Here is a 25,951-nt window from a genome sequence, read left to right on the forward strand (position 1 = left end):
CCAGGCCGAAGGAGGATCGTCAACGGGAATTCTAGGACTCCCCTTGGGGGCTTGTGTTCGATGGAAACCGCCTGCGGCCAGTTGTTCCCAAGGGGTCATCTCCAGGTCACGTACGGTTCCCGATACCTTTCCCGGACGTCCGTGCGGCCCCTGTCGCCTCAGTCCAGCTTCAGCAGCCGACCCGAACGGTTGCCGAACTGGATGCGCATCGACTCCTTGCGCGCGAGCTGCCGGATGGACCGGCCGCGGGCACCGAGCTTCTCGGCGACTCGTGCCACCTCGGACCACACACGGGCGCGGTCCCCTCCCGCGATCGCGGCTGCGGACAGCAATTGGCATGCCTCGTCGACGTCGCCTCGTCCAGCCCGTATCTCCGCCATACCGATGAGCACGTCCACCGGCTGTCTGCGCCGCAGGATCTCCGTGCCCACGCGCAGGGCGTCGTCGTACTTGCCCGCGGTGAAGTGCCGGTTGAAGTCCTCGGCGAGATACTTGCCGTTTCGGGAGAGCACCGCCGAGAACGGCCCCTCGCCGTACGACGTATCGCCGTCAGGCTGTCGGTCATCGCCCTCCGGCAGGGCGCGAACCGTGTCCTCAGGTCCTGCCAGGTTGAGCGCGGCCGTCATCCGGGCCGTGAAAGCGGAGATGTCGAACAACTCCTCCACGTCCCGGTACTCGGCCTCCGAGACCGCTTCGTCGAGCACATGACGCAGCGCGTCCAGCGCCGCCTCCGGTGTGTACTCGGCGAAGGAGCGGTAGCCGGGCACGCCCTCGAGTACCTCTCGGGAGCCCACCCGATGGTAGGTGACCGTGCGGAGACGCTGCTGCACCGCCTCGACCACGGACAGCGGCATCGGATCGTCCACGCTGGACAGGAAGAAGACGTCCGAAGCAGCCAGTTCCTCGCGCACCCGGTCCCGGGAGAGCGCTCCCATCCATTCGACACGGTCCGAAAGCAGCGTCGAGGGACCGATTCGCCACGTCTTGTGGCCGATCCACGCGAACCGCCACGGCAGGCCCTGCGCGTAGGCGAGTTCCGCGACCCGCGAGAACAGGTCGAGACCCTTGCGGTCCTGCATCGAACCGACCATCACGATCCGTGGCCGTTCACCGGGCGTCTGCCGGGCCCGGGCACGGTGGGTGTCGAGCGGCACCGTGTTGTACACGACGACCGGGTCGCTCACACCGAGCTGGCGGAACATGTCGGCCTGCGCGGTCGAGACGCACAGCACCTTGATCTTGGGCAGCACCTTGAGCATCTCGGCGTGCCGCAGTGCGTGCTGCTCGCCCTCGAAGTTCATGACGTACTCGGTCTCATGGGCGTACAGCACCACAGAGCGGCCCGAGGCCTGGAGTGCCTCCGTCAGTTCGTTGGCCAGCGGCGAACGCCAGAACGGGGCGAGGCTGTTGATCAGGACGACCTCGGCGCCCCCCAGGTCGGCCAGGACGTCCTCGGTACGCGAGTAGACCCCGAGGTCGAAGTAGCGGATGTCGACGGGGCTCTGCGCGAGCAGCGCCTGGGTGTAGGTGAGGACAGGGATCGCCACGCCGGTGACGTAGGAGAATCCCAGTCCGAGGATGGCCAGCGAGCGCGGCCTGTTCAGCCGCCCCTCGACAGCACTCAGGGCGCGTTCGGCGCGCGACGCGGGGGCTTGAGCGCCGTCGGCCGGCGCCGACCAGCGCGGCGCGGGACGCTCGACGGGGATCTCGGCCTCCTCGATGCGGCGCAGGACGCGGGCCGGGACGTCGTCGTGGAAGGAGATGAAGTGTTCGACGGGCTCTCCGTGCACGTTGGCGCTGAACTTGCCCGAGCGCTGCAGTTCGGCGGCGACGTCGACGAGTTCACCGACCGTGCCGACGTTGCGCAGCAGCGGATGATTGATCGTCGGGAAGACGATGTTGAGCGGAGGCGGGCTGAAGAGGATCAGTGGCGTGCCTGCCCGCAGCGTCTGCAGATAGGTGGTGGAGAAGAAGGTGATCGCGAGGTCATAGCCGTCGAGCGCCTCGGCCTCCAGCAGCGCGCTCTCGTCGAGCACGGAGACGTCGGGAACGGTCTGCAGCCACTTGAGATGCCCCTGGAGCGTGGAGGGGTGCGGCTTGATCTCCACCTGTCCGAAGGCGGTGAGTGCCTTGCACAGTTCGGTGAGCTGCTGGCGATGGTCGGCCCGGGAGAGTTTGCGCTGGTCGCTGAGCGGCTGATCGAGGACGACGATGCGCAGCGGTTCACCAGGGCGCTTGGCGTGCCGGTGAGTGGTCGAGCGGGACGCTCTCAGCAGCAGAGGGTCGTCGCTGTGTCCGAGCGCCCCGGTGATGTGGACGGGCGCGTCGGCATCCGCGGAGCGGAACAGCAGATGATGCGCTGTCGCCGGTCCCCACACGCAGACGGAGGCCGGCGAGGAGGACCCGTAGTACCAGTTCTGGTCGCGCAGGCCCGCGTCGGTCTTCTTGAAGTGGAAGTCCAGATGCCCGTCCTGGACGAGGACCAGCGGTAGCGTGCGGTTCAGTTCCCCGGCCACCCGACGCCCGCGCTGCGACTGGTCGTTGAAGAACACCAGCCGGTCGATGCGTTCCTGCTCGGTGAACGTGCGCACGCGGTGTCCCACCTCCTCGAGGAACTCCGCGCCACTCAGCGCCTCATCGACCTGGAAGAGGTTGTGCACCTTGAGGTCGTCGAAGCGCGCCGCCGCCTCCTGCTCGATCCATCCGGCGACATCGCCGTCCCGGTCGGCGGTGACCAGGTGAAAGGAGTGAGCCCCGGCCCCCGGCGTCTTCATGATCTCCGAAGCGAGACCGACGCCATTACGGTTCTCGACAAACACAGCGATGCGCATGGACCTGATCCATCTTCAATGGGGCCAGTCGTATATTCACCACGGTCCGGCCCGAGCCTTCTTGTGAGTGAATGAAACCCGACCTTGTTGTGCCTGTGATTGAAGCAGGGGGGAACCCTCGGTGAACTCTGGGTCATGCGTCGTTGTGCGGGAGGGGAAAACAAGGAAGCTTCTTGTGGTCGCACGGTCGCCTGCACCGTGCGACCACAAGAAGCTTCGGGGGTTCCGCTCCGCGATCACCCCTTCATGGCTCTCCTCAACGCCAACGCCCGCCGCGCCACGCGGCGCACGGTGGCGTTGCGCGGGATGAACCCCAATTGGGCGGGCACTCCGCCCGGCAGCCCCAGTGACGTCAGGCGCCTGCGCTTGAAGTAGCGCAGGGTCTTGGCGTCGAGGTTCTCGGCGAGGAATGCCTCGGTCTCCTGGCGCAGCCGCGGCAGGATCTTCGGCTGCATCGCGAAGCCCACCGCGCGCACCAGCCGGCCGAGCGCGTCGACGTCCGTCCCCCGGCGCTGCTCGGTGACCGCGGCACGGTCCGACAGCTCGGGCAGCAGCGCGTCGACGACGGTGACCGGGACGCGGTTGCTGTTCTCGAACGGTGAGAGCCGGTCCAGCAGCGGCTCCGTGCCCACGCGGGCGACCGGCAGGCCGTACAGCGCGGACGCGGTGAGCAGCGCCGTGGAGAAGCAGCCGACGACCAGCGCGGGACGCATCCGCTGGTACAGCACCTCGGCCAGCACAGGCGTGTCCAGGACGGTCAGCTCGGCGCCGAGCATCTCCGCCTCCTGCTCCAGCGTGCGCGCGAAGCGGGCCGGCGCCGTCGGGTGCGGCTTGAACACGATCTTGGTGTGGCCGAGTTCGAACGCGCCCTTCAGCATGCGGACGTGCAGGTTCTCCTCGTCGTCGGCACTGAGGATGCCGAGCGCGGAGAGGTACTGGCCGAGCAGCAGCGCCGGCTCCTCGATCTCCGGCAGCCCGTCACCGCCGCCGGCGAGTTCGGCGAGCACCTTGGTGAAGGCCGGCGTCGGCACGATCTCGCCCGCCACGCCGAACTCGGTGAGCAGCAACGGCTTCAGGCCCGGCACCAGGTCGAGGTGGAGCACCCGGTCCACCCGGGTGCCGACCAGCGGGTCGATCTTGTTGCGCGTCGGGCCATAGCTCATCAGGCCGTCCGCGTACACCGTCACCGGCGCGCCGGTGAAGATCTGCGTGAGCGCGAGAGACGGGTTGACCTGGATCGACTCGACCGCGAACTCGACGTCGTCGTCGCCGATCTCCCACGCGAGGCGCAGGTACCGTTCCCAGAGCGGCATGTCCTCCGCCCGCGGGTCCCAGCCGCCGGGGTGGAAGGGGAAGATCGTCTCGTTGTACGACAGCACGTCGTCGAACCGGTCGCGCAACCGCTCGAAGCCCGGCATCCCGTCCGGGCCCGGCGTCGTCTCGGGCGTCGCGGCGTTGTTGCAGACCAGCAGGATGCGGCGGTCGGCGGGACGGAAGCAGCCGGAGTCCAGCGCGGCGGCGAGCGTGGCGATGCCGTAGAGCGTGGACGCCTGGAAGATCTGGGTGGTCACGCGGCGACCCCCGAAGAGGCCGGCCGGCGGCGCAGCCGGCGCAGCCTCGTGGCGCGCTGGAGGTCCATGGAGTCCAGTGCCTCCTCCAGCACGTCCTGCGGCATGCGCCGCAGCGCGGCCGCACTCATGGACTTCAGCTTCTTCGCCACCGCGGGCTCGAACCTTTCGATGGATCCCAGATGATGGGAAATGATGGCGCAGTACGTGCGGACCGCCTTCGGCAGGAGGGTGCCCGACTCCGGGTCCTGGGCGGTCTCGTCGATGACCTGGTCGAACGCCCGGATGAAGTCGAGCTGGCGCACATCGCCGATCTGGGTGAGCGACGAGGCGACGCCCCGCCGGTAGAACACGCCGAGCAGGCTCACCGCGGCGAAGGACTCCGCCTCCCGGTGCAGCTTCCAGATCCACGGCCGGTCCTCGGCCGTGCGCAGCCCGTCGGTGAAGTGCAGCAGTCCCTTGTCGACCAGCCGGCGGTGGTAGATCCCCGCCCAGGCGTACGCGTAGTCGACCGAGGTGGAGCGGTCGGCGGGCAGGATCGCCGCCCGCGGTTCGAGCACCGTGTTCCGGCGGCCGACCGGCACCCGGTGCACGGTGCGCGCACGCGCCATGGTCTGCACATGATCGGTGCGCAGGAAGTCACAGCCCAGCGACTCCATGGCGGCGACCAGCTGCGGATAGTAACCGGGGGCGAGCCAGTCGTCGCCGTCCAGGAAGGTGATGTACTCGCCACGCGCCCGGTCGATGCCGGTGTTGCGTGCGGTGGCGAGTCCCCCGTTCTTCTCGTGTCTGACGTACACCGCGCCTGGCAGTTCGCGCTCGGCGCGCGCCAGAATCCCGGGTGTCCCGTCGTTCGAGCAGTCGTCGACGAGAATGAATTCGAAGTCTGCACGCGCGTTCCGTCTGAGGCTCCTCAGAGTGTCGGGCGCGTATTGCTGCACGTTGTAGAAGGGCACGATGACGGAGAGCTTGACCACGTACTGGACGTTAGGGCGGCGCCCGTCATGAGTCTTGGACAGCAACTTGATGGCAGATGAATGCCGTGTGGCGAGCCTGTGAACCAGGACTTTTCCGCACGCGTTTCTGGGTCGATTCGCCATTCGGCGATGTGCTGTTAACCGTTTGTTGTGTTCGGGTTGGGCCGAACCTCGGAATGCCTTCCTAGCGTCTTCGACGTGCCAGCAAGTGCTACGAAGTCCCTGCGGGTCGCCGTCCTCGCCGACTCCGACACCCGATGGAAGTGGGGCGCGCTCACCGCGCAGCGCGTCGCCCCCTCGGGTGCCGAGATGAAGCTCGACGGCTACCTCCTGCGCGGACGAGCCACCCCCACCGCCCGCCAGCTCCAGGAAGTCGGCGTCCAGGCCGACTCCCTGCGCGAGGTGAGCGGCGTCGAGTTCCTGCGCGCCATGAGCGAGGAGTCCTACGACATCCTCGTCGTCGCGCTGGTCGGCGGCGGTGTGCAGGCGATGCTGCACGGACTGCGGCACGCCTGGGGCTCTAGGCCGCGCCCCGTCGTCGTCACCGGCTACGTCGGTGTCGTCTACGAGAAGCTCGCCGACGGCCTGCTGCTGCGGCACGGCGCGGACCTCGTCCTCGCCAACTCGGCCCACGACGCGGACCGGTTCCGCGCCGTGTACGAGGGGGTGGGCGCCGACGCGTCCGCGGTGACCGAGGTCGCGCTGCCCTTCCTCGGCGGCGAGCCGTACACCGGTGAACACGATCCGTACACCGTGGTGTTCGCGGCCCAGCCGTCCGTCCCGGACAGCCGCAGGTACCGTGCGTACCTGCTGAACCGGCTGATCGAGCACGCCCGCAGGCACCCCGAGCGCGAGGTGCTGCTGAAGCTGCGCTCCAAGCCCGGTGAACACACCACGCACATCGAGGAGCTGCCCTACCAGAAGCTGGTCCAGGGCAAGGACGTGCCGGCCAACTTCCAGTTGGTCTACGGCCACATGGGCGAGGTGCTCGACCGCACCGACCTGCTGGTCACGGTCAGCTCCACCGCCGCCCTGGAGGCCCTGCACCGGCGCATCCCCACGGTCGTCCTGACCGACCTGGGCGTGCGCGAGGTGCTCGGCAACCACCACTTCACCGGCTCCGGGTGCCTCGCCTCCTGGGACCAGCTCGACGCCGGACACCGCCCGGCGCCGGACGAGGAGTGGGTGGCCCGGCAGGGGGTGGCAGCCGACGGGTCCTACGCGACGGCCTTCGACACGGCCCGCGAGCGCATCGCCGGGCTGCTGGACCGGCCCGGCGGCCTGCCGCCCCTGAACCCGTACTACACACCCGAGACCGCGCCCGGCTACCTGCCCGGCATCCTCGCCCGCCACCACCTCGGCCCCGACGGCGCCCCGCTGCCCGGCGCGCCCGCCGCCGACAAGGAGCCGGGACCGGTCCGCCAGATCGTGCGCCGGGCCGCACGCGGCGCCTACCGCCACGGCGTGCAGCGCGTCGCCCCCGTGATCCGCCGGATGGGGGAGCTGTGAGCGACCGGATACCACCTCAAGGAGAACAGCCCATGTCCCACTCGGAAGCAGGCCCAGGCGCTTCGGCTCGCCGGGTGCTCGCGGTGATCCCCGCGCGCGGCGGCTCCAAGGGCGTACCCGCGAAGAACCTCATGCCCGTCGGCGGCATCCCGCTGGTGGCCCGCGCGGTCCGCGAGTGCCGGGCGAGCCGGCTGGTGACCGACGTCGTCGTCTCCACCGACGACCAGGCCATCGCGGCCGCCGCGCGGCAGGCCGGCGCCGAGGTCGTGCTGCGCCCCGCCGCCATCGCCGGGGACACGGCGACCTCCGAGGCCGCGGTCCTGCACGCCATGGACGCCCACGAGGCGCTGCACGGCGCGAGGGTCGACGTGGTTCTCCTCGTCCAGTGCACCAGCCCCTTCATCATCCGTGAGGACGTCGACGGAGTGGCGGGCGCGGTCGCGGAGAACGGCGCGGACACCGCGGTGACGGTGGCCCCCTTCCACGGCTTCGTCTGGCGCGAGTCCGAGGAGGAGTCCGAGGGCGGGGTGGGCGTCAACCACGACAAGTCCTACCGCCCGCGCCGGCAGGACCGCCCCCAGGACTTCCTGGAGACCGGCGCCGCCTACGCCATGGACGCGGCGGGCTTCCGCAAGCACAACCACCGCTTCTTCGGCCACACCGAGCTGGTGCGCACCGACCCGGCCCGCGTGCTGGAGATCGACGACCCGCACGACCTGGCCCGCGCCCGCGCCCTGGCCCCGCTGTTCGACGCGGACCGGCCCGGAGCCCTCCCCACCCACGACGACATCGACGCCGTCGTCCTCGACTTCGACGGCACCCAGACCGACGACCGGGTGCTGATCGACTCCGACGGACGGGAGTTCGTCTCCGTACACCGCGGAGACGGGCTCGGCATCGCCGCGCTGCGCAAGAGCGGCCTGAAGATGCTGATCCTGTCCACGGAACAGAACCCTGTGGTCGCCGCCCGCGCCCGGAAGCTCAAGCTCCCGGTGCTGCACGGCATCGACCGCAAGGACCTCGCCCTCAAGCAGTGGTGCGAGGAGCAGGGCATCGCGCCCGAGCGCGTGCTCTACGTCGGCAACGACGTCAACGACCTCCCGTGCTTCGCCCTCGTGGGCTGGCCCGTGGCGGTCGCGAGCGCTCACGACGTCGTTCGCGGCGCCGCACGCGCGGTCACCACCGTATCCGGCGGCGACGGCGCGATCCGAGAGATCGCCAGCTGGATCCTCGGCCCCTCTCTCGATTCCCTCCCCAAGTAAGGACACCCCCTGATGAGCACCAACTCCCGTCTGCGCTCCTTCGGTTCGCGCGAGGTCGGCCCCGGCAAGCCCGTCTACATCTGCGGCGAGATCGGCATCAACCACAACGGTGAGCTGGAGAACGCGTTCAAGCTGATCGACGTGGCCGCCGAGGCCGGCTGCGACGCCGTCAAGTTCCAGAAGCGCACCCCGGAGATCTGCACCCCGCGCGACCAGTGGGACATCGAGCGCGACACCCCCTGGGGCCGGATGACCTACATCGACTACCGCCACCGCGTGGAGTTCGGTGAGGACGAGTACCGCCAGATCGACGAGTACTGCAAGGAGAAGGGGATCGACTGGTTCGCCTCCCCGTGGGACACCGAGGCCGTCGCCTTCCTGGAGAAGTTCGACGTCCCCGCCCACAAGGTGGCCTCCGCCTCCCTCACGGACGACGAGCTGCTGAAGGCCCTGCGCGCCACCGGCCGCGCGATCATCCTCTCCACCGGCATGTCGACCCCGAAGCAGATCCGCCACGCGGTCGAGGTCCTCGGCTCGGACAACATCCTGATGTGCCACGCCACGTCGACCTACCCGGCGAAGGCCGAGGAGCTGAACCTCCGCGTGATCAACACGCTGGAGAAGGAGTTCCCGAACGTCCCGATCGGCTACTCCGGCCACGAGACCGGCCTGCAGACCACGCTGGCCGCCGTCGCCCTCGGCGCCACCTTCGTCGAGCGTCACATCACCCTCGACCGCGCGATGTGGGGCTCCGACCAGGCCGCCTCCGTCGAGCCGCAGGGCCTCGTGCGCCTCGTCCGCGACATCCGCACCATCGAGGCCTCCCTCGGTGACGGCGTCAAGAAGGTCTACGACTCCGAGCTCGGCCCGATGAAGAAGCTGCGCCGCGTCGCCGGCGCCGTCGCCGAGGCGGAGATCGCCGCGGCGGCGGGCGAGCCGGTCTCGGTCTGACCGACCCGATCGCCTCAACTGCCCTACGACGGGACGGTCGTACGACGATGAGCCCCCGCGCCGGCCAGGCCGGCCACCCTGCTCACACGCTCGCCTTCGTGGAGAGCCCGGTACAGCTGCTGAACGTACTGGAGTGGGCGCACCTGCACGGCCTGCGCGGCGCCGCCGAGCCGGCCCGGCCCACCGTGCCCGGCCAGGTACGGCGGACACCGGCCGCGGCGGTGCCGACCGGCGCGGAGCTCACCGTCGTCGTCCTGTCCCCGACCGACCCCATGACCCGGGGCCAGCTGCGCCGCATGGCCGACCTGGCCCGGGACGAGGGGCACCGGGTGCGCTGGGAGGAGGCGCGGGGCGGTACGACCGCGCCCTTCCACACCATCGGCGGCCTCGCCGGCCCGCTCCGGCGGGCTGACCGGATCGTCATGGGCGACCCGTTCTCCCGGTACGTCCAACTGCTGCTGACCATCACCCGCGCCCGCGACCTGGTCGTCGTGGACGACGGCACCGCGACGCTGGAGTTCGTCGCCCAACTGGCCCGCGGCGAGCGCCTGGTCCGCTGGCACCGCAAGGGCGGTCGCCCCGGTGCCCGCGACCTGCTCTTCGCGCCCGTCTCCTCCTCGGCCCGCCGCCGCCTCACCCCGAGCGACCGCCGCCGGGTGGAGGTCTTCTCCTCCATGCCGGTCACCGAGACTCCCGAGGGCGTCACGGTCACCGCCAACGACTTCGCCTGGACCCGCGCCCGCTTCGGGCCGCCGCGCATCACCAAGGGCGCCGACATGGTCGGCACCTCCCTGGTCGAGACCGGCGTGGTGGACGGCGACCGCTACCTGGAAGCCGTCGGCAACCTGGCCAGGGCCCACGGCGCCACCCGCTACTTCGCGCACCGCCGCGAGCACACCGACAAGCTCCACCGCCTGGCCACCGAGACGGGCCTGGAGATCGTCCGCCCGGACCTCCCCCTGGAGCTGATCGCCCGCCGGGGACCCATCGGCCGCACGATTCTCAGCTTCCCCTCCACGGTCGTCCACACGCTCCCGCTGGCCCTCGCCGGCACAGGCGTCCGGGTCGCCGTCTGCGACATCGACCCCACCTGGCTCACCGAGAACGCCTCGCCCCGCGCCCAGGGCTTCCTGTCCGGAGTCACGGGCACGGCACGGGACGTACACAGGCTGGCGACAGTCGGGCTTGCGTAACGGGGGTCACGCCAGGATCCCTGCGCCGCGGTCGCGTCACGGACACGGGGGATCCCGGTCCTCGCCCCTGTGCCACACCGCCTCCGGCGCCACCCAGCTGCGCCGCACCGAGGACCGGCTGCCGGCCACCGGCACCACGGCCATCGCGGACCGATACCGCGCACCCCAGCCGACGTCGGCGCCCCGGGCGGCACCTGCCGGGCCCGCGACCGGCGGGGGAGCCGCTCCCACGACACCGCGGCACCCCCAGACGGCCCTACCTGGGCAGCCGGCCCAGTTTGAGCCGGCGGCCCTGTCCGGCGTTCCCGCCCCGCACCCGCCGGCCACCGTCTCCGGCGTTCCCGCCCCGCACCCGCCGGTCACCGTCTCCGGCGTTCCCGCCCCGCACGCGCCGGCCACCGTCTCCGGCGTTCCCGCCCCGCACGCGCCGGCCACCGTCTCCGGCGTTCCCGCCCCGCACCCGCCGGTCACCGTCTCCGGCGTTCCCGCCGTGCACCAGCCGACCGTGGGTCCCGGCGCGTCAGGCCCGCACCACGCCGTACCGGCGACGAAGGAGTACTAGTCCACCGGGCTCCCGTCGGCCGGGCCGGGCCTGCGGGCCAGTACGAACGCGCGTGGGCGGGTGGCCTCGCCCTCCGGTTCGCGGACGACCGTGGCCGTCGGCTCCAGGCCCGCCCGTGTGAGCAGTGTGGTGATCCGGTCCGGGGTGCGCCAGTAGTAGTGGAGGTCGATCTCGTGGCCGAAGCGTTCGGCCAGATGGAGGTGGCCGGGTTCGGTGGCCGTCTGGAAGGCGAGCAGGACCGGCGCGCCGGGGACCAGGGTGCGGCGGAACTCGGCGAAGGCCGTCGGCAGGTGCTCGTCGGGGACGTGGATGGTCGAGTAGAGGGCCAGGATGCCGCCGAGGGTGGCGTCCGGGAGGTCCAGGCTCGTCATCGAGCCGACGTGGAACCGCAGTTGGGGGTGGGCCTCGCGGGCGAGGCCCACCATGGCCGGGGAGACGTCCACCCCGAAGGCCGGTACGCCCAGCTCGTGCAGGCGGGCGGTGACATAGCCGGGGCCGCTGCCCAGGTCGGCCACGGGAGCCGTACCGTTCGCCGTCACCAGTTCGGCGAAGGCCCTGACCAGCGAGTGGTCCAGGGGATGGGCCAGGCCGCTCGGATGGGCGGCCGTGTAGTCCTTGGCGATGGCGTCGTAGGAGGAGCGGGTGGTCTGCAGGAACTCCGCGTTCGTGTCGCTCACGCCGCCGCACCCTACCGGGGCGGATCCGGCCGTGGAGTGGGGTCCGCGAGGCCCGGTCCGAGCCCGGTCCGAGCCCCGTTCGAGGGGGCGGACCGTGTGGTCCGGTCAGTGGACAGGCCGAGCGGGAAGTGTGGAGGCGTGGTATCCGTTGGTAAAGGAAAAGTGGGTTCTACCCACCAGAGCCAGCCGCCATGCGTCCGACGGTCAGATTTTCTTCCCCTAACGGGCTGAACTTTTGTTGATCGAGGGTCAGTTGACCGGGTGGGCGTCCTACCCTTCAGAGGGTGAACCGATTGATGTCCCGAGAGTCAGAGGCCGATCTCCCCGGGGATGTGCTCCCCGGCGTGCTCAGTGCGACGCTGCACGCCGAACTCGTAGCCTTCCGCCGCGACTTGCACATGCACCCCGAGCTGGGAAACCAGGAGTTCCGTACGACCGCCGCGATCAAGGAGCGGCTTGAGCGGGCCGGGCTGCGCCCCCGTGTCCTCGCCACCGGAACCGGACTCGTCTGTGACATCGGGCTCGCGGAGGGGGAGCGGCCCCGGATTCCGCTGCTCGCCCTGCGTGCCGACATCGACGGCCTGCCCATCCCGGACACCAAGACCGACTGCCCGTACCGGTCCACCGTGCCCGACCGCTGCCACGCCTGCGGCCACGACGTGCACACCAGCGTGGTGCTCGGCGCCGGCCTCGTCCTCGCCGACCTGCACGAGAAGGGCCTGCTCGACCGGCCGGTGCGGCTGCTGTTCCAGCCCGCCGAGGAGGTGATGCCCGGCGGTGCCCTCGGCGCCATCGAGGACGGTGTGCTGGACGGGGTCGGGCGGATCCTCGCCCTGCACTGCGACCCCAAGGTCGACGCGGGCCGGATCGGACTGCGGCACGGCGCCATCACCAGCGCCTGCGATCGGCTCGAGATCGCGCTGAACGGCCCCGGCGGTCACACCGCCCGCCCTCATCTGACCACCGACCTGGTCACCGCCGCCGCCCGCGTCGCCACCGACGTGCCCGCGGTGATCGCCCGGCGCGTGGACACCCGCAGCGGCCTCGCCGTGACCTGGGGCCGGATCGAGTCGGGCCACGCCCCGAACGTCATCCCGCAGCACGCCGAGCTGTCCGGCACCGTCCGCTGCCTCGACCTGGACGCCTGGCGGGACGCGCCCGACATCGTGCACGCGGCCATCGACGAGGTGGCCACGCTGCACCGGGCCAAGTCGGAGATCACCTACGTGCGGGGCGTGCCGCCCGTCGTCAACGACCGGGAGTCCACCGACCTGCTGCGCCGTGCCATGGTCGCCCGCCGCGGGCTCGACTCCGTCGAGAGCACCGAGCAGAGCCTGGGCGGCGAGGACTTCTCCTGGTACCTGGAGCGGGTCTCCGGCGCCATGGCCCGCCTCGGCGTCCGCAGCCCCGGCGACCGCACGGTGCGCGATCTGCACCAGGGCGACTTCGACGCCGACGAGCACGCGATCACGGTCGGTGTGGAGCTGTTCACGGCGGCCGCGCTGCTGGACGCCGGGGAGCTCTGAGCCCGGCGGGCACAAGGCGCGATGGAGGGGGAGGCGACGGGCGTGAGAGACCGTTCCTCCCCCGGCGCAACACACTTGTGAGCCAATCGTGCACTGAGCGCAACAGGGCGGAGAAAGCCCAGCCAGACCGAGTTCAGGCGGTGTTTGCCTCGAATCGATAACAGCTTCGCGACAGGGTTTTTTGCGACATCTACGCGCGTTACGATGCCGCGAAGCCGTCGCCGCCGGGGCGTCTCGGCTCGAGCACTGACATGGTGCTCACATCAAGCGCCAATGGTGGCGCTCAGGTCAGGTGAAGGAGCCTCCCGTGCGCCGGGTAGCCAAGCTTTCCGCCGCGTGTGCCGCGACCGCGGCTCTCGCCCTCACTGCCACTGCCTGTGGCAGCACCTCCTCCGACGACAACGCCTCGCCCTCCTCCTCCGGTGGCGGCAAGGGTGTCAAGATCGGCCTCGCCTTCGACGTCGGCGGCCGTGGTGACCGCTCCTTCAACGACTCCGCCGCGCGCGGTGCCGACAAGGCCAAGACGGAGTTCGGCGGTGACATCAAGGAGCTGACCGCGAAGACCTCGGACACCGAGGCCGACCGCGAGCAGCGCCTGTCGGACCTGGCGGACGCCGGCTACAACCCGATCATCGGTGTCGGCTACGCGTACGCCACCTCGATGGCCAAGGTCGCCGCGAAGTACCCGAAGACGAGCTTCGGCATCGTCGACTCGGTCGTGGACACCATGAACGTCGACAGCATCACCTTCACCGAGGAGCAGGGCTCCTACCTGGCCGGTGTCGCGGCCGCGCTGAAGTCCAAGACGCACCACGTCGGCTTCATAGGCGGCGTCGACGTCCCGCTGATCAAGAAGTTCGAGGCGGGTTACGTCCAGGGCGCCAAGGCCACCGACCCGAAGATCAAGGTCGACACCCAGTACCTGAGCCACGGCTCGGACACCTCCGGCTTCGCCAGCCCCGACAAGGGCAAGGAAGCCGCGCAGGGCATGCTCGACAACGGCGCCGACGTCGTCTACTCGGCGGCCGGCTCCTCGGGCAACGGTGCCATCGAGGCCGTCAGCGGCAAGAAGGGCGCCTGGGCCATCGGCGTCGACTCGGACCAGTACAACATCCCGGGTCTGGCCAAGTACAAGAACTCGATCCTGACCTCGATGGTCAAGAACGTCGACGTCGGTGTCTACGACTTCATCAAGTCCGTGCACGACGGCAAGCCGCTGACCGGCGTCAACACCTACTCGCTCGAGAAGAACGGTGTTTCGCTGGCCACCAGCGGCAACTTCATCGGCGACATCCAGGCCAAGCTGGACGACGCGAAGAAGAAGATCGTCGACGGCTCGATCAAGGTCAAGACCACCCCGTGATCTGACAGGTCCCGTCGGACCTCGGCTCGGCGCGGGGGCGCCCTCCGGGTGCTCCCCGCCGAGCCATAACAATGTCTCAACTCTACGCGTGTAGCACAGAGTTGTCGCGCTAGCGTCGCCGACGCCTGCCCTCCCCTTACGCAGCCCCTTTCCCCGAGGAGAGTGCGCCATCAACGCGTCCAGCCCTCCCGCTGCCGTCGAACTGCGCGGCATCACCAAGCGTTTCCCCGGCGTCGTCGCCAACCGCGACATCGACATCACGGTCCGCACGGGCACCGTCCACGCCTTGTGCGGTGAGAACGGCGCCGGCAAGTCCACTCTGATGAAGATCCTCTACGGCATGCAGCAGCCGGACGAGGGCACCATCACCGTGAACGGCGAGACGGTCACCTTCAACAACCCCGCCGACGCCATCGCCCGCGGCATCGGCATGGTGCACCAGCACTTCATGCTCGCCGACAACCTCAGCGTCCTCGAGAACGTCGTCCTCGGCGCGGAGAAGCTGTACGGCATCGGTGCCAAGGCCCGCGCCAGGATCAAGGAGATCTCCGACGCGTACGGCCTGAACGTGCGCCCCGACGTCCTCGTCGAGGAACTCGGTGTCGCCGACCGCCAGCGCGTGGAGATCCTCAAGGTCCTCTACCGGGGCGCCAAGACCCTCATCCTGGACGAGCCGACCGCCGTGCTCGTGCCCCAGGAGGTCGACGCCCTCTTCCACAACCTCCGTGAGCTGAAGGCCGAAGGCCTCACCGTCATCTTCATCTCCCACAAGCTGGGCGAGGTGCTGTCGGTCGCCGACGAGATCACCGTCATCCGGCGCGGTACGACGGTCGGCACGGTCGAGCCGCGCACGACGACCGCCAAGCAGCTCGCCGAGATGATGGTCGGCAGCGAACTGCCCACCCCGGAGACCGAGGAGTCCACGGTCACGGACGTCCCGATGCTGAAGCTGGACGGGCTGCACCTCACGCAGACCGACCTCGACGGCGTCGAGCGGATCATCCTCGACCACGTCTCCTTCACCATCCACAAGGGCGAGGTCCTCGGCATCGCCGGTGTGGAGGGCAACGGCCAGTCCGAGCTGGTCGAGGCGATCATGGGCATGCGCCACCCGGAAGCCGGCGTCGTCACCCTGGACGACGTCGACATGTCCGGGGCCCCCACCCGCCGCCGCCGCGCGTCCGGCATCGGCTACATCCCCGAGGACCGCCACCGCCACGGCCTCCTCCTCGAGGCCCCGCTGTGGGAGAACCGCATCCTCGGCCACGTCACCGAGAAGCCCAACTCGCGCGGCCCGCTGCTCGACCTCAAGGCGGCCCGCACCGACACCGAGCGGATCGTTCAGGAATACGACGTCCGCACGCCCGGCATCGACGTGACCGCGGCCTCCCTGTCCGGCGGCAACCAGCAGAAGCTGATCGTCGGCCGCGAGATGAGCCACGGCCCCAAGCTGCTCATCGCCGCCCACCCCACCCGCGGTGTGGACGTAGGCGCGCAGGCGGCCATCTGGGACCACATCCGCCAGGCCCGCCGCGAGGGCCTCGCGGTCCTGCTGATATCCGCCGACCTGGACGAGCTGATCGGCCTCTCCGACACCCTGCGGGTGATGTACCGCGGCCGCCTGGTCGCCGACGCCGACCCCGCCACCATCACCCCCGAGGAGCTGGGCTCCGCCATGACGGGTGCCGCCAGCGGCCGCCTGGAGCACGCAGAGGACGACGCGCGATGAAGAAGCTGACCTCACGGATCGACAAGGAGCGGCTGCTCCTCGGGATCGCGGCCCCCCTGCTGGCGATCGTCGCCGCGCTCGTCGTCACCGCCCTGGTGATCGCCGCCACCGGCAAGAACCCCGGCGCCGCGTTCAGCGACATGACGACCTACGGCTTCGCCAGCGACAGCCAGGTCTACATCCTGAACAAGGCGACGACGTACTACCTGGCGGGTGTCGCGGTGGCCATCGGCTTCCGCATGAACCTGTTCAACATCGGCGTCGACGGCCAGTACCGGATCGCCGCGTTCATCGCCGCCGTGCTCGGCGGCGCGCTGACCGTGCCCGGCTGGATCGCCATCCCGCTGATCATGATCTGCGCCATGGCGACCGGTGCCCTGTGGGCGGCCATCGCGGGCGTCCTCAAGGTGACCCGCGGCGTCAGCGAGGTCATCTCGACGATCATGCTGAACTCGATCGCCACCGCGATCATCGCCTACCTGCTCCAGCCCGGACGGCTCGGCGAGCTCCTGCAGGGCGGCACCCTCGTCTCCACCAAGCCGCTGCCCAAGTCCTCGTACTTCTTCAGCTTCGACACCGGCCCCGCCGGTGAGCTGTGGGGCTTCATCGTCATCGCCGTGCTCGTGGGCATCGCCTACTGGTTCGTCCTCGGCCGCACCCGGTTCGGCTTCGACCTGCGCACCGTCGGCCAGTCCGAGAGCGCGGCCGCCGCGAGCGGTGTCTCGGTGAAGAAGATGGTCGCCACCAGCATGATCATCTCGGGTGCGGTGGCCGGTCTCATCGGCATGCCGACCCTGCTCAACGACAGCCACCAGTTCAGCAACGACTTCCCGGCGGGCATCGGCTTCACCGGCATCGCCATCGCGCTGCTCGGCCGCAACCACCCGGTCGGCATCGCGCTCGGCGCCCTGCTCTGGGGCTTCCTGGAGCGCACCACCAACCACCTGGAGTTCCAGGGCTACGACAAGGAGATCCTCGGCGTCATCCAGGGCGTCATCGTCCTGTGCGTCGTGATCGCCTACGAGGTCGTCCGCCGCTACGGTCTCAAGCGCCAGCAGCAGAAGGTCGGCGCCGAACTCGCGGCCCAGGCCGCCGCTCCGACGAAGATGCAGGAGGTGGCGTGATGACTGCCACGATGACCGACACGCCGTCGCCGGCGGCGCCCAAGGCGCCGGGAGCGTCCCGGCGCTCCGGCCGCTCCCTCGGCCAGATCCTCATGATCGTCGCCGGTGCGCTGCTGCTCGTCGCCGCGGTCCGCATGATCACCGGTTCCAACCAGCTCGACTCCGCCGGACAGGTCAGCGCCGCCCTCGGACTCGCCGTGCCGATCGGCCTCGCCGGTCTCGCCGGTCTGTGGTCCGAGCGGGGCGGCGTGGTCAACATCGGCCTCGAAGGCATGATGATCCTCGGCACCTTCGGCGCCGGCTGGGTCGGCTGGCAGTCCAGCCCCTGGCTCGGCCTGCTGTGCGGCATAGGCTTCGGTGTCCTCGGCGGCCTGGTCCACGCCGTCGCCACCATCACCTTCGGCGTCGACCACATCGTCTCCGGTGTCGCCGTCAACCTGCTCGCGCTCGGCGCCACCCAGTACCTCGCCAAGCTGTTCTTCGCCGACGGCAAGGCCGCGAACGCGGGCGGCAACCCCAAGCAGTCCCCGCCCGTGGACTCGCTGCCCCAGGTCACCGTCCCCGGCCTCTCGGACGGCCTCGCGTCGATCGAGAAGCACCACTGGTTCCTGGTCTCCGACCTCGCCGGCATCGTCGGCGGCATCGTCACCAAGCTGTCCGTCGTCACGATCCTGGCCGCGGTGCTGTTCGTCGGCAGCTGGTGGCTGCTGTGGCGCACCCCGTTCGGTCTGCGGCTGCGCTCCTGCGGTGAGAACCCGGTCGCCGCGGAGTCCCTCGGCGTCAACGTCTACCGGTACAAGTACGCGGCCGTCGCCATCTCCGGCGGCCTCGCCGGACTCGGCGGCGCGTTCCTCTCGCTGGTCACCTCGCACACCTACCTCGAGGGCCAGACCGGCGGACGCGGCTACATCGGTCTCGCCGCGATGATCTTCGGCAACTGGCGGCCGGGCGGACTGGCCATGGGCGCGGGCCTGTTCGGCTACTCCGACGCGCTCCAGCTGCGCAACGGCGGCGTCACGGTCCACGCCCTGCTCCTGCTGCTGGTCGTCCTGCTCGCGCTGCTGGCCGGCTGGAAGCTGTACAAGAAGGCCATGTGGCAGGGCGTGATCAGCGCCGCCATGGCCGCGCTGGTCCTGGTCTGGTACCTGCTCACCGACCAGGTCCCGGGCGACTTCGTGGGCGCGACGCCGTACGTCGTCACGCTGCTGGTGCTCTCGCTGTCCGCGCAGCGTCTGCGGATGCCCAGGGCGGACGGCATGCGGTACCGGAAGGGACAGGGCAAGTGACCGCCCCGGCCGCCGGCTTCGACTGGGAGGCGCTGCGCGGCGAGGCGCGGGAGGCCATGTCCCACGCCTACGCCCCCTATTCGGGGTTCCCGGTCGGCGCGGCCGCGCTGGTCGAGGACGGCCGCACGGTCACCGGCTGCAACGTCGAGAACGCGTCCTACGGGCTCAGCCTGTGCGCCGAGTGCGGACTCGTCTCACAGCTGCAGCGCACGGGCGGTGGCCGGCTGACCCACTTCACCTGCGTGAACGGCAAGGGCCACCTGCTCGTGCCGTGCGGCCGCTGCCGCCAGCTGCTGTACGAGTTCGGCGGCCCCGACCTGCTGCTGGACACCCCCGAGGGCGTTCTCCCGCTCTCCGAGATGCTGCCCCAGGCCTTCGGCCCGGACCATCTCACCAGGTAACTCCCGTACGGCCCCCCTGACCCGCTCAGGGGGGCCGTACACCTTCGCACCTCCCGGAAGGAAGCCATCAGCCATGGCCATGGACGCCATCTCCGTCATCCGCACGAAGCGGGACCGCGGCGAGCTGACCGACGCGCAGATCGACTGGGTCATCGACGCGTACACCCGCGGCGAGGTCGCCGACGAGCAGATGTCCGCGCTCGCCATGGCGATCCTGCTCAACGGCATGAACCGGCGCGAGATCGCCCGCTGGACGGCGGCCATGATCGCCTCCGGCGAGCGCATGGACTTCTCGTCGCTGTCCCGCCCGACCGCCGACAAGCACTCCACGGGCGGCGTCGGCGACAAGATCACGCTCCCGCTCGCCCCCCTGGTCGCGGCCTGCGGCGCGGCCGTCCCCCAGCTCTCCGGCCGCGGCCTCGGCCACACCGGCGGCACCCTGGACAAGCTGGAGTCCATCCCCGGCTGGCGCGCCCTGCTCTCCAACGAGGAGATGCTGTCCGTGCTGGACGGTGTCGGCGCGGTGATCTGCGCGGCCGGCGACGGTCTGGCGCCCGCCGACAAGAAGCTCTACGCCCTGCGGGACGTCACCGGCACCGTCGAGGCGATCCCGCTGATCGCGTCCTCGATCATGTCGAAGAAGATCGCCGAGGGCACCGGCTCCCTGGTCCTGGACGTGAAGGTCGGCAGCGGCGCCTTCATGAAGACCCTGGAGGACGCCCGGGAACTGGCCTCCACGATGGTCGGCCTCGGCACCGACCACGGCGTGAAGACGGTCGCGCTCCTCACCGACATGTCCACCCCGCTCGGCCTCACCGCGGGCAACGCCCTCGAGGTCCGCGAGTCCGTCGAGGTCCTGGCGGGCGGCGGCCCGGCGGACGTCGTGGAACTGACCCTCGCCCTCGCCCAGGAGATGCTCGACGCGGCCGGCATCAAGGACGCCGACCCGGCGAAGGCACTGGCCGACGGCTCGGCGATGGACGTCTGGCGCCGCATGATCGCGGCCCAGGGCGGCGACCCGGACGCCGTGCTGCCCACGTCCCGCGAGCAGCACGTGATCAAGGCCCCGACCTCCGGTGTCCTGACCCGCCTCGATGCCTACGACATCGGCGTCGCCGCCTGGCGCCTCGGCGCCGGCCGCGCCCGCAAGGAGGACCCGGTGCAGGCCGCGGCGGGCGTGGAGATGCACGCCAAGCCCGGCGACACGGTGACGGCGGGCCAGCCCCTGCTGACCCTGCACACGGACACCCCGGAGCGCTTCGAGTACGCGCTTCAGTCGGTGGAGGGCTCGTACGACATCGCGGCGGTGGGTACGGACTTCACGGCGTCGCCGGTGGTACTGGAACGTATCGCCTGACCAGGGAACTTATCGTTCGGGTGAACGGGATCGGTGGACCGCCGCCGGTCCCGTTCGGCATGTTGGATGAGCCCATGGACACGTTTGACGGTGACTATCTCCTGAGCGACAGCGAGTGGGAGGAACTCGTCTGGGTCTGGAAACAGACCGATGTCCCCAAGGGCTGCAAGGTGGAGATCATCAAGGGTCTCGTCACCGTGGCTCCCCTCTCCGCCGTTGCCCACCACCGGGACTCCGAGCCTTTGCACCGGCGACTCTGCGAGGTGATCCATGAGTCCTGGGGGGTCTATTCACGACTGGCCCTGGCGGTCCCCTCGCTGATGGAGATGTATGTGCCCGATCTCTGTGTGGTGCCGAAGGAGGCGCTGCGGGGCGGGGACAAGTACTTCGCTCCGGCCGATGCGGCCGAACTCGTCGTGGAGATCACCTCGGCCGCCACAGCCGTCAACGACCGGATCACCAAGGCGGCCGGCTATGCGGCAGCAGGAGTCCCGCTCTACTTCCTCATCGACCGTCTGGCGCCCGGCGGACCGAAGGTCACGCTGTACGGCGATCCCGCGGGCGGGACATATCGCGTCCTGGAGTCGGTGAGGCCGGGCACACCGGTCGCATTGCCCGCGCCCTTCCGCCTCACGCTCACCGTCGGCTGACGAACCCTCACCCCAACACCGCCGCCACCCCCACCAGCACCGGCACGGACACGACCGTCGACAGCAGGATGGACTCGCGGGCCAAAGACTCGGCGACCCGGTAGCGGCTGGCGTAGGTGAACAGGTTCTGGGCGGCCGGGAGGGCCGACGTCACCACCACGTCCAGCAAGGGGGCGCCGTGCAGGCCGAACACGGTCGTCGCGAGGGCCCAGGCCGCCGCCGGCTGGCCCAGGGACTTCAACGCCACCGCCAGCAGGACCAGTCGACGGTCCCGCCCCCGGCCAGGGGGTGCGCTGCCGTGCAGGGACATGCCGAAGACCAGCAGGGCCGCCGGAACGGACATGTTGCCGATCAGGGTGAGCGGGTTCATGAAGGGGCCGGGGAGGTGCCAGCCCGCCGCCGACACCACGACCCCGGACAGGGAACCGACCGCTATCGGGTTGCGCAGCGGGGTCAGCAGGCGTCGCCACACCGTGCCCTTGGCGCCCGTCCCGGACAGGTCGAGGACCGTCAGGGCGATCGGGGCGAGGAGGACGACCTGGAAGAGCAGCACCGGGGCCACCAGCGAGGCGTCGCCCAGGACGTACGCGGCGATCGGGATGCCGAGGTTGCCCGAGTTGACGTAACCGGAGGCCAGGGCGCCGATGGTGGTACGGCCCACGCCCCAGCGGCGTACGACGCCCACCAGGACGAAGACGCCCGCGACCGCGGCCGTGCTCAGGGCGGTCACCAGCAGGCGGGCCGAGAACAGCACGGAGAGGTTCGCTCTCGCCAGGGTCGTGAACAGGAGCGCCGGGCCCGCCACCGAGAAGGCCAGCCGCGTCAGCACCTCGGCGCCCTGCTCACCGAGCGACCCGCGCCGCCCGAGCACATAGCCCACACCGATGACGACGGCGATCACCGCGAACCCGCTCAGTACCCCCTGCACAGGGTCCAACCCTCAGGGGGAGAGGGGGAGACGGTCAATGTGATCTCCCTCCGGACGGCCCTTGTCCGTATGACCCCCGCCGGAAGCGGCCGGCGCCGCGATGAGTTCCGCGCGCGACGCCGGTCTATCGCACGTGGACGCCAGGAGAACCGCCGTGCTCGTGCTGCGCGGCCCCGTCACCCGGGACGAGGTGACGGGGCTGTGTGACGACGTGCGGGCACTGCTCGATGCCAGTGGGGGTGCGGTCGTCGTGTGTGACGTCGGCGGACTGAGGCCGCCGGGGCTCGGGACCGTGGACCTGCTGGCCCGGCTGGAGCTGACCGCCCGCCGGGCCGGCGGGCGGATACGGCTTCGGGGGCCGGACCCCGCTCTAGTCGCTCTCCTTGATCTCGTCGGTCTTCGCTTCGAGGTGGAGGGGCAGGCCGAACAGCGGGAACAGGCGCTTGGCGTCGAGGAAGAAGTGGAACCCGGTCAGGCGGCCGTCTGAGATCTCCAGGACCTGGATCGACCAGGGCGACAGGCCGCCCTTCTCCGGGTCCGGCTTGTAGTGGGCGAAGCCCGGCAGGCCGTTCACCTCGACCGGCAGCAGGCGTGAGCCCTCGCACTCGTGGCCGATCGACGTCATGAAGCCCGTGATGTCGGCCTGGCCGGTCAGCCACAGCTCGAACGGCGGCATCGTCATGACGGCGTCCTCGTGCAGCAACGCCGTCAGCGCCGTCATGTCGTACCCCTCGAACGCCGCCACATAGCGCTCCAGCAGCTTCTGCTGCTCGTCGTCCAGAGGGTCGGAGACCGACGCTCGCGCGCCCTTGTCCTCCTTCTGCTCGGCGAGGGTCGCGCGCGCCCGCTGGAGCGCGCTGTTGACCGAGGCGACCGAGGTGTCCAGCAGTTCGGCGACCTCGCTCGCCTTCCAGGCCAGCACCTCCCGCAGGATCAGCACCGCCCGCTGCTTGGGCGGGAGTTGCTGCAGGGCGGCCATGAAGGCCAGCCGCACCGACTCCTTGGCGACCGCGGCCTCCGCCGGGTCGTCCACCGTGGGCAGCGCGCGGGCGTCGGGCATCGGCTCCAGCCAGGTGTGGTCCGGGCGCGGGGAGAGGGCGTACTGGGTCAGCGGCGTGGCCTCCGAGAGGTCCACCGGCCGGGCCCGCTTGTTGCCCGCCGACAGCATGTCCAGGCACACGTTCGTCGCGATCCGGTACAGCCACGAGCGGAGGCTGGAGCGGCCCTCGAACTTCTCGTAGCTCCGCCACGCCCGTACCAGGGTGTCCTGCACCGCGTCCTCGGCCTCGAAGGAGGAACCGAGCAAGCGGTAGCAGTACCCGGTCAGCTCGGTCCGGTGCTTCTCCAGTGCGACGTCGAGGTCTGCCGTCGCCGTGCCGTTGCCCATCGTCCACCCACCCCTGTGGCCGTTCCGTACGCGCGCCGTCGCGCCCCAGTAAGTGGGAAGGTACAGCGGCCCACTGACAATGACCCCTGGAGAACGAAAGAGCCCAGCTCGGACCAGTTGCTGCACGGACATGAGCAGATGCCGGTGCCGGGTCCCCGCGCCCTCGCCCCCGAGTGGCGAGGGGTGGGGCCGAGGGGCCCGGTCACCGGGCGGGTCCGGCGAAGTCCGGTGCGGTTCGGCAGCGCCCCGCAGGGGCGCGGGGAACCGCGCGACCGGCCACGACGGACCCGCGGATGACGCACCGGATTTCCAGCGGAGCGCTCAGGCGGGGATCGGCTCCCGGCGGGCGGCGACGCGGGCGGCCCGGGAGCCGGCGACCGTGATCGTGACGACGCCGAGGATCGCGAGGATGCCGACGCCGACCGTGCCGGCCCAGCCGCCCGTGTGGAAGGCCATCGCGCCCACCGTGCTGCCGGCGCTCGAGCCGATGTAGTAGGCGGACTGGTAGAGGGCCGAGGCCTGGGCGCGGCCGCGGGTGGCGGTCTTGCTGACCGCGGAGGAGGCGACCGCGTGGCCCGCGAAGAACCCGGCCGTGATCAGCACCAGACCCAGCAGCACCAGGGGGAGCGAGTCGGCCAGGGAGAGCAGCAGGCCCGCGGCGGTCGTACCGCCCGCCAGGTACAGCGCGCCCCGGCGGCCGAGGCGGCCCACCAGCCGGCCCGCCGTCGACGCGGAGACCGTACCCACCAGGTACACCAGGAAGATCGAGCCGATGATGCCCTGCGGGAGCGAGAAGGGCGCCTCGGTCAGGCGGTAGCCGATCACCGTGTACACGCCGCCGAACACCGTCATGTACAGCGCGCCGATCGCGTACAGGCGGCGCAGCAGCGGGTCGGAGAGGTGGTCTCGGCACGTGCCGAGCAGAACGCGGGGGCGCAGGGAGCCCGCCTTGAAGTGCCGCGGCGCCGGCAGCAGCAGCCGGAACGCCACCGCGCAGGCCACCGAGATCACGCCGATGACACCGACGGAGATCCGCCAGCCCCACTCCTGCGCGACCCAGCCGGTGATCACCCGGCCGCTCATCCCGCCGACGCTGTTGCCCGCCACGAACAGGCCGATCGCCGTGACCAGCGCCCGCGGCCGGACCTCCTCGGCCAGGTACGCCGTCGCCGAGGCCGGGAGACCGGCCAGCGCCGCGCCCTGCACCGCGCGCAGCACCACCAGCGCTCCGATCGACGGCGCGAAGGGCACCAGCAGACCGACGCCCACCGCGACCGCCAGCGAGGCCGTCATCACCGTACGGCGGCCGAAGCGCTCCGACAGGGCGCTCATCGGCAGCACGAACAGCGCCAGACCGCCGGTCGCGGCCGCCACGGTCCAGCTCGCCTCCCCGGCCGCGACCCCGAACTCATCGGAGATCAGGGGCAGCAGGGCCTGGGTGGAGTAGAGGAGGGCGAAGGTCGCGACTCCGGCGAGGAAGAGGGCGAGGCTCATCCGGCGGTAGCCGGGGCCGCCCGGGGTCATCCGGTCGTCCGAGGCGGCGACGGAGACGGAGTCGAAGGAGGGAACGGGCCTGACGGCGCCCACGCGGGTGGACGCCCCGGTACTGGCGGGAGACATGCCTCGAAACTACGTACGCGCCGGCTCATCCGTCCAATGCATGGATTCGCCATAATCGTTCCCATGATGCATCAGCAGAGGTCACAGGCGCGTCTGTCACCGTCCAGTGACGCAGAAGACATGGCGTTGTTGCTCGCGCCTCGCCTCGCGTACTTCGCCGGGGTGGCCCGTACCGAGCACGTCACCAGGGCCGCGCACGAGATGAACGTCCCCCAGTCCACGCTCTCCCGCGCGATGGTCCGCCTGGAGCAGGACCTGGGCGTCGACCTGTTCGCCCGGCACGGCCGCACGGTCTCCCTCACCACCGCCGGCCGCACCTTCCTCGCCTCCGTCGAGCGTGCCCTCGCCGAGGTGGAGCGCGCCGCCGAGGAGGTCCGCGCCGACGCCGACCCGGCCACCGGCAAGGTCGCCTTCGGCTTCCTGCACACCATGGGCGCCGAGACCGTCCCCGGCCTCCTGCACGCCTTCCGGGCCGACCACCCGCGCATCCGCTTCAGCCTCGTCCAGAACTACGGCGAGGCGATGCTGGAGCGCCTGCGGGCGGGCGAGCTCGACCTCTGCCTGACCTCGCCGGTCCCCGACGCCCCCGACCTGGTCGCCCGCCGCCTCGACGAGCAGAAGCTCCGCCTGGTCGTGCCCGCCGACCACCGCCTGGCCTCCCGCCGCCGCATCCGCCTGGCCGAGACCGCCGACGAAACCTTCGTGACCCTCGAACCCGGCTACGGCCTGCGCCGCATCACCGACGACCTCTGCCGTGAGGCGGGCTTCCGCCCGCGGGTCGCCTTCGAGGGCGAGGAGACGGAAACCCTGCGCGGCCTGGTCGCCGCCGGCCTGGGCGTGGCCCTCCTGCCCCCGCCCACCGTCCCCCGGCCGGGAGTCGTCGAACTGACGGTGACGGCCCCGAAGGCGGCCCGCGAGATCGGCGTCGCCTGGCTGGCCGACCGCCCGGACACCCCACCGGTGGCGGCCTTCAAGAAGTTCCTCCTCTCGAGGAGGGGGAACTTGCTGCCCACGTAGGAGTTATGTACCTGGGGCGCGGGGAACCGCGCG

Annotated in this window: 22 protein-coding genes; 15 read left to right on the forward strand and 7 right to left on the reverse strand. The window is 70.6% G+C overall.

Annotated features, from left to right (window positions below; translation table 11 throughout):
* Window positions 1-158 precede the first annotated feature (158 nt).
* The 3 genes from ACWD5D_RS13205 to ACWD5D_RS13215 form a co-directional block, all read right to left on the reverse strand.
* Complete coding sequence (locus ACWD5D_RS13205; protein ID WP_451372757.1) at window positions 159-2,831, reverse strand: glycosyltransferase family 4 protein; 2,673 nt, start codon at window positions 2,829-2,831, stop codon at window positions 159-161.
* 236 nt (window positions 2,832-3,067) lie between these two features.
* A complete protein-coding gene (locus ACWD5D_RS13210) occupies window positions 3,068-4,402 on the reverse strand; it encodes a polysialyltransferase family glycosyltransferase (protein ID WP_451372758.1) in 1,335 nt (444 codons plus the stop codon).
* Window positions 4,399-5,376: a glycosyltransferase family 2 protein gene (locus ACWD5D_RS13215; RefSeq protein ID WP_451372759.1), complete on the reverse strand. Its 978-nt coding sequence runs from the start codon at window positions 5,374-5,376 to the stop codon at window positions 4,399-4,401. The genes ACWD5D_RS13210 and ACWD5D_RS13215 overlap by 4 nt, the downstream gene beginning before the upstream one ends.
* A 198-nt stretch (window positions 5,377-5,574) precedes the next feature.
* Between ACWD5D_RS13215 and ACWD5D_RS13220 the strand changes: the two genes are divergently transcribed.
* From ACWD5D_RS13220 to ACWD5D_RS13240, 5 genes are read left to right on the forward strand one after another with little or no spacing between them, the layout of a single operon-like run.
* The gene (locus ACWD5D_RS13220) at window positions 5,575-6,885 is read left to right on the forward strand and encodes a DUF6716 putative glycosyltransferase (RefSeq protein WP_451372760.1); all 1,311 of its coding nucleotides are present in this window, start codon (window positions 5,575-5,577) and stop codon (window positions 6,883-6,885) included.
* 32 nt (window positions 6,886-6,917) lie between these two features.
* Complete coding sequence (locus ACWD5D_RS13225) at window positions 6,918-8,147, forward strand: cytidylyltransferase domain-containing protein (RefSeq protein ID WP_451372761.1); 1,230 nt, start codon at window positions 6,918-6,920, stop codon at window positions 8,145-8,147.
* Between the two features lie 12 nt (window positions 8,148-8,159).
* On the forward strand, window positions 8,160-9,098 hold the full coding sequence (locus ACWD5D_RS13230) for an N-acetylneuraminate synthase family protein (RefSeq protein ID WP_451372762.1): 939 nt from the start codon (window positions 8,160-8,162) through the stop codon (window positions 9,096-9,098).
* A 47-nt stretch (window positions 9,099-9,145) separates the two neighbouring features.
* Complete coding sequence (locus ACWD5D_RS13235; RefSeq protein ID WP_451372763.1) at window positions 9,146-10,291, forward strand: hypothetical protein; 1,146 nt, start codon at window positions 9,146-9,148, stop codon at window positions 10,289-10,291.
* Complete coding sequence (locus ACWD5D_RS13240; protein ID WP_451372764.1) at window positions 10,284-10,853, forward strand: hypothetical protein; 570 nt, start codon at window positions 10,284-10,286, stop codon at window positions 10,851-10,853. Before ACWD5D_RS13235 ends, ACWD5D_RS13240 begins: the two co-directional genes overlap by 8 nt.
* On the opposite strand, the gene ACWD5D_RS13245 is transcribed toward ACWD5D_RS13240, so the two are convergent.
* Entirely contained in the window at window positions 10,850-11,530 is a 681-nt protein-coding gene (locus tag ACWD5D_RS13245) for a class I SAM-dependent DNA methyltransferase (protein ID WP_451372765.1), read from the reverse strand. The two genes, ACWD5D_RS13240 and ACWD5D_RS13245, sit on opposite strands and share 4 nt — an antisense overlap.
* Before the next feature lie 296 nt (window positions 11,531-11,826).
* Between ACWD5D_RS13245 and ACWD5D_RS13250 the strand changes: the two genes are divergently transcribed.
* The 8 genes from ACWD5D_RS13250 to ACWD5D_RS13285 all read left to right on the forward strand — a co-directional run bounded on the left by ACWD5D_RS13250 (window position 11,827) and on the right by ACWD5D_RS13285 (window position 20,966).
* Complete coding sequence (locus ACWD5D_RS13250) at window positions 11,827-13,056, forward strand: amidohydrolase (protein WP_451372766.1); 1,230 nt, start codon at window positions 11,827-11,829, stop codon at window positions 13,054-13,056.
* A gap of 307 nt (window positions 13,057-13,363) precedes the next feature.
* Entirely contained in the window at window positions 13,364-14,419 is a 1,056-nt protein-coding gene (locus ACWD5D_RS13255; protein ID WP_451372767.1) for a BMP family lipoprotein, read from the forward strand.
* A gap of 169 nt (window positions 14,420-14,588) precedes the next feature.
* Complete coding sequence (locus tag ACWD5D_RS13260) at window positions 14,589-16,148, forward strand: ABC transporter ATP-binding protein (RefSeq protein WP_451372869.1); 1,560 nt, start codon at window positions 14,589-14,591, stop codon at window positions 16,146-16,148.
* Window positions 16,145-17,272 carry an ABC transporter permease gene (locus ACWD5D_RS13265; RefSeq protein ID WP_451372768.1) on the forward strand — a complete coding sequence of 376 codons (1,128 nt, stop codon included), beginning with the start codon at window positions 16,145-16,147 and terminating at the stop codon, window positions 17,270-17,272. Before ACWD5D_RS13260 ends, ACWD5D_RS13265 begins: the two co-directional genes overlap by 4 nt.
* Window positions 17,272-18,558 (forward strand): ABC transporter permease, encoded by a 1,287-nt coding sequence (locus ACWD5D_RS13270; RefSeq protein WP_451372769.1) that lies wholly within the window; start codon window positions 17,272-17,274, stop codon window positions 18,556-18,558. The genes ACWD5D_RS13265 and ACWD5D_RS13270 overlap by 1 nt, the downstream gene beginning before the upstream one ends.
* On the forward strand, window positions 18,555-18,959 hold the full coding sequence (locus ACWD5D_RS13275; protein ID WP_451372770.1) for a cytidine deaminase: 405 nt from the start codon (window positions 18,555-18,557) through the stop codon (window positions 18,957-18,959). The genes ACWD5D_RS13270 and ACWD5D_RS13275 overlap by 4 nt, the downstream gene beginning before the upstream one ends.
* Window positions 18,960-19,032: 73 nt before the next feature.
* Entirely contained in the window at window positions 19,033-20,316 is a 1,284-nt protein-coding gene (locus tag ACWD5D_RS13280) for a thymidine phosphorylase (protein ID WP_451372771.1), read from the forward strand.
* A gap of 74 nt (window positions 20,317-20,390) precedes the next feature.
* Complete coding sequence (locus ACWD5D_RS13285; protein ID WP_451372772.1) at window positions 20,391-20,966, forward strand: Uma2 family endonuclease; 576 nt, start codon at window positions 20,391-20,393, stop codon at window positions 20,964-20,966.
* 7 nt (window positions 20,967-20,973) lie between these two features.
* Here the strand turns inward: ACWD5D_RS13285 and ACWD5D_RS13290 are convergent, their stop codons facing one another.
* Window positions 20,974-21,894, reverse strand: coding sequence for an AEC family transporter (locus ACWD5D_RS13290; RefSeq protein WP_451372773.1), 921 nt, complete (start codon window positions 21,892-21,894; stop codon window positions 20,974-20,976).
* A 100-nt stretch (window positions 21,895-21,994) separates the two neighbouring features.
* Here ACWD5D_RS13290 and ACWD5D_RS13295 point away from each other — a divergent pair, with 100 nt between their 5' ends.
* Window positions 21,995-22,381 carry an STAS domain-containing protein gene (locus tag ACWD5D_RS13295; protein WP_451372774.1) on the forward strand — a complete coding sequence of 129 codons (387 nt, stop codon included), beginning with the start codon at window positions 21,995-21,997 and terminating at the stop codon, window positions 22,379-22,381.
* Here ACWD5D_RS13295 and ACWD5D_RS13300 read toward each other — a convergent pair.
* Both ACWD5D_RS13300 and ACWD5D_RS13305 read right to left on the reverse strand, forming a co-directional pair.
* Window positions 22,265-23,281: a sigma-70 family RNA polymerase sigma factor gene (locus ACWD5D_RS13300; protein WP_451372775.1), complete on the reverse strand. Its 1,017-nt coding sequence runs from the start codon at window positions 23,279-23,281 to the stop codon at window positions 22,265-22,267. The two genes, ACWD5D_RS13295 and ACWD5D_RS13300, sit on opposite strands and share 117 nt — an antisense overlap.
* Window positions 23,282-23,602: 321 nt before the next feature.
* Window positions 23,603-24,901, reverse strand: a complete 1,299-nt coding sequence (locus ACWD5D_RS13305) for an MFS transporter (protein WP_451372776.1) — start codon at window positions 24,899-24,901, stop codon at window positions 23,603-23,605.
* Window positions 24,902-24,964: 63 nt separating this feature from the next.
* Between ACWD5D_RS13305 and ACWD5D_RS13310 the strand changes: the two genes are divergently transcribed.
* Complete coding sequence (locus tag ACWD5D_RS13310) at window positions 24,965-25,918, forward strand: LysR substrate-binding domain-containing protein (protein WP_451372777.1); 954 nt, start codon at window positions 24,965-24,967, stop codon at window positions 25,916-25,918.
* The last annotated feature ends 33 nt before the right edge of the window (window positions 25,919-25,951 follow it).

Source organism: Streptomyces sp. NPDC002520, assembly GCF_053595235.1.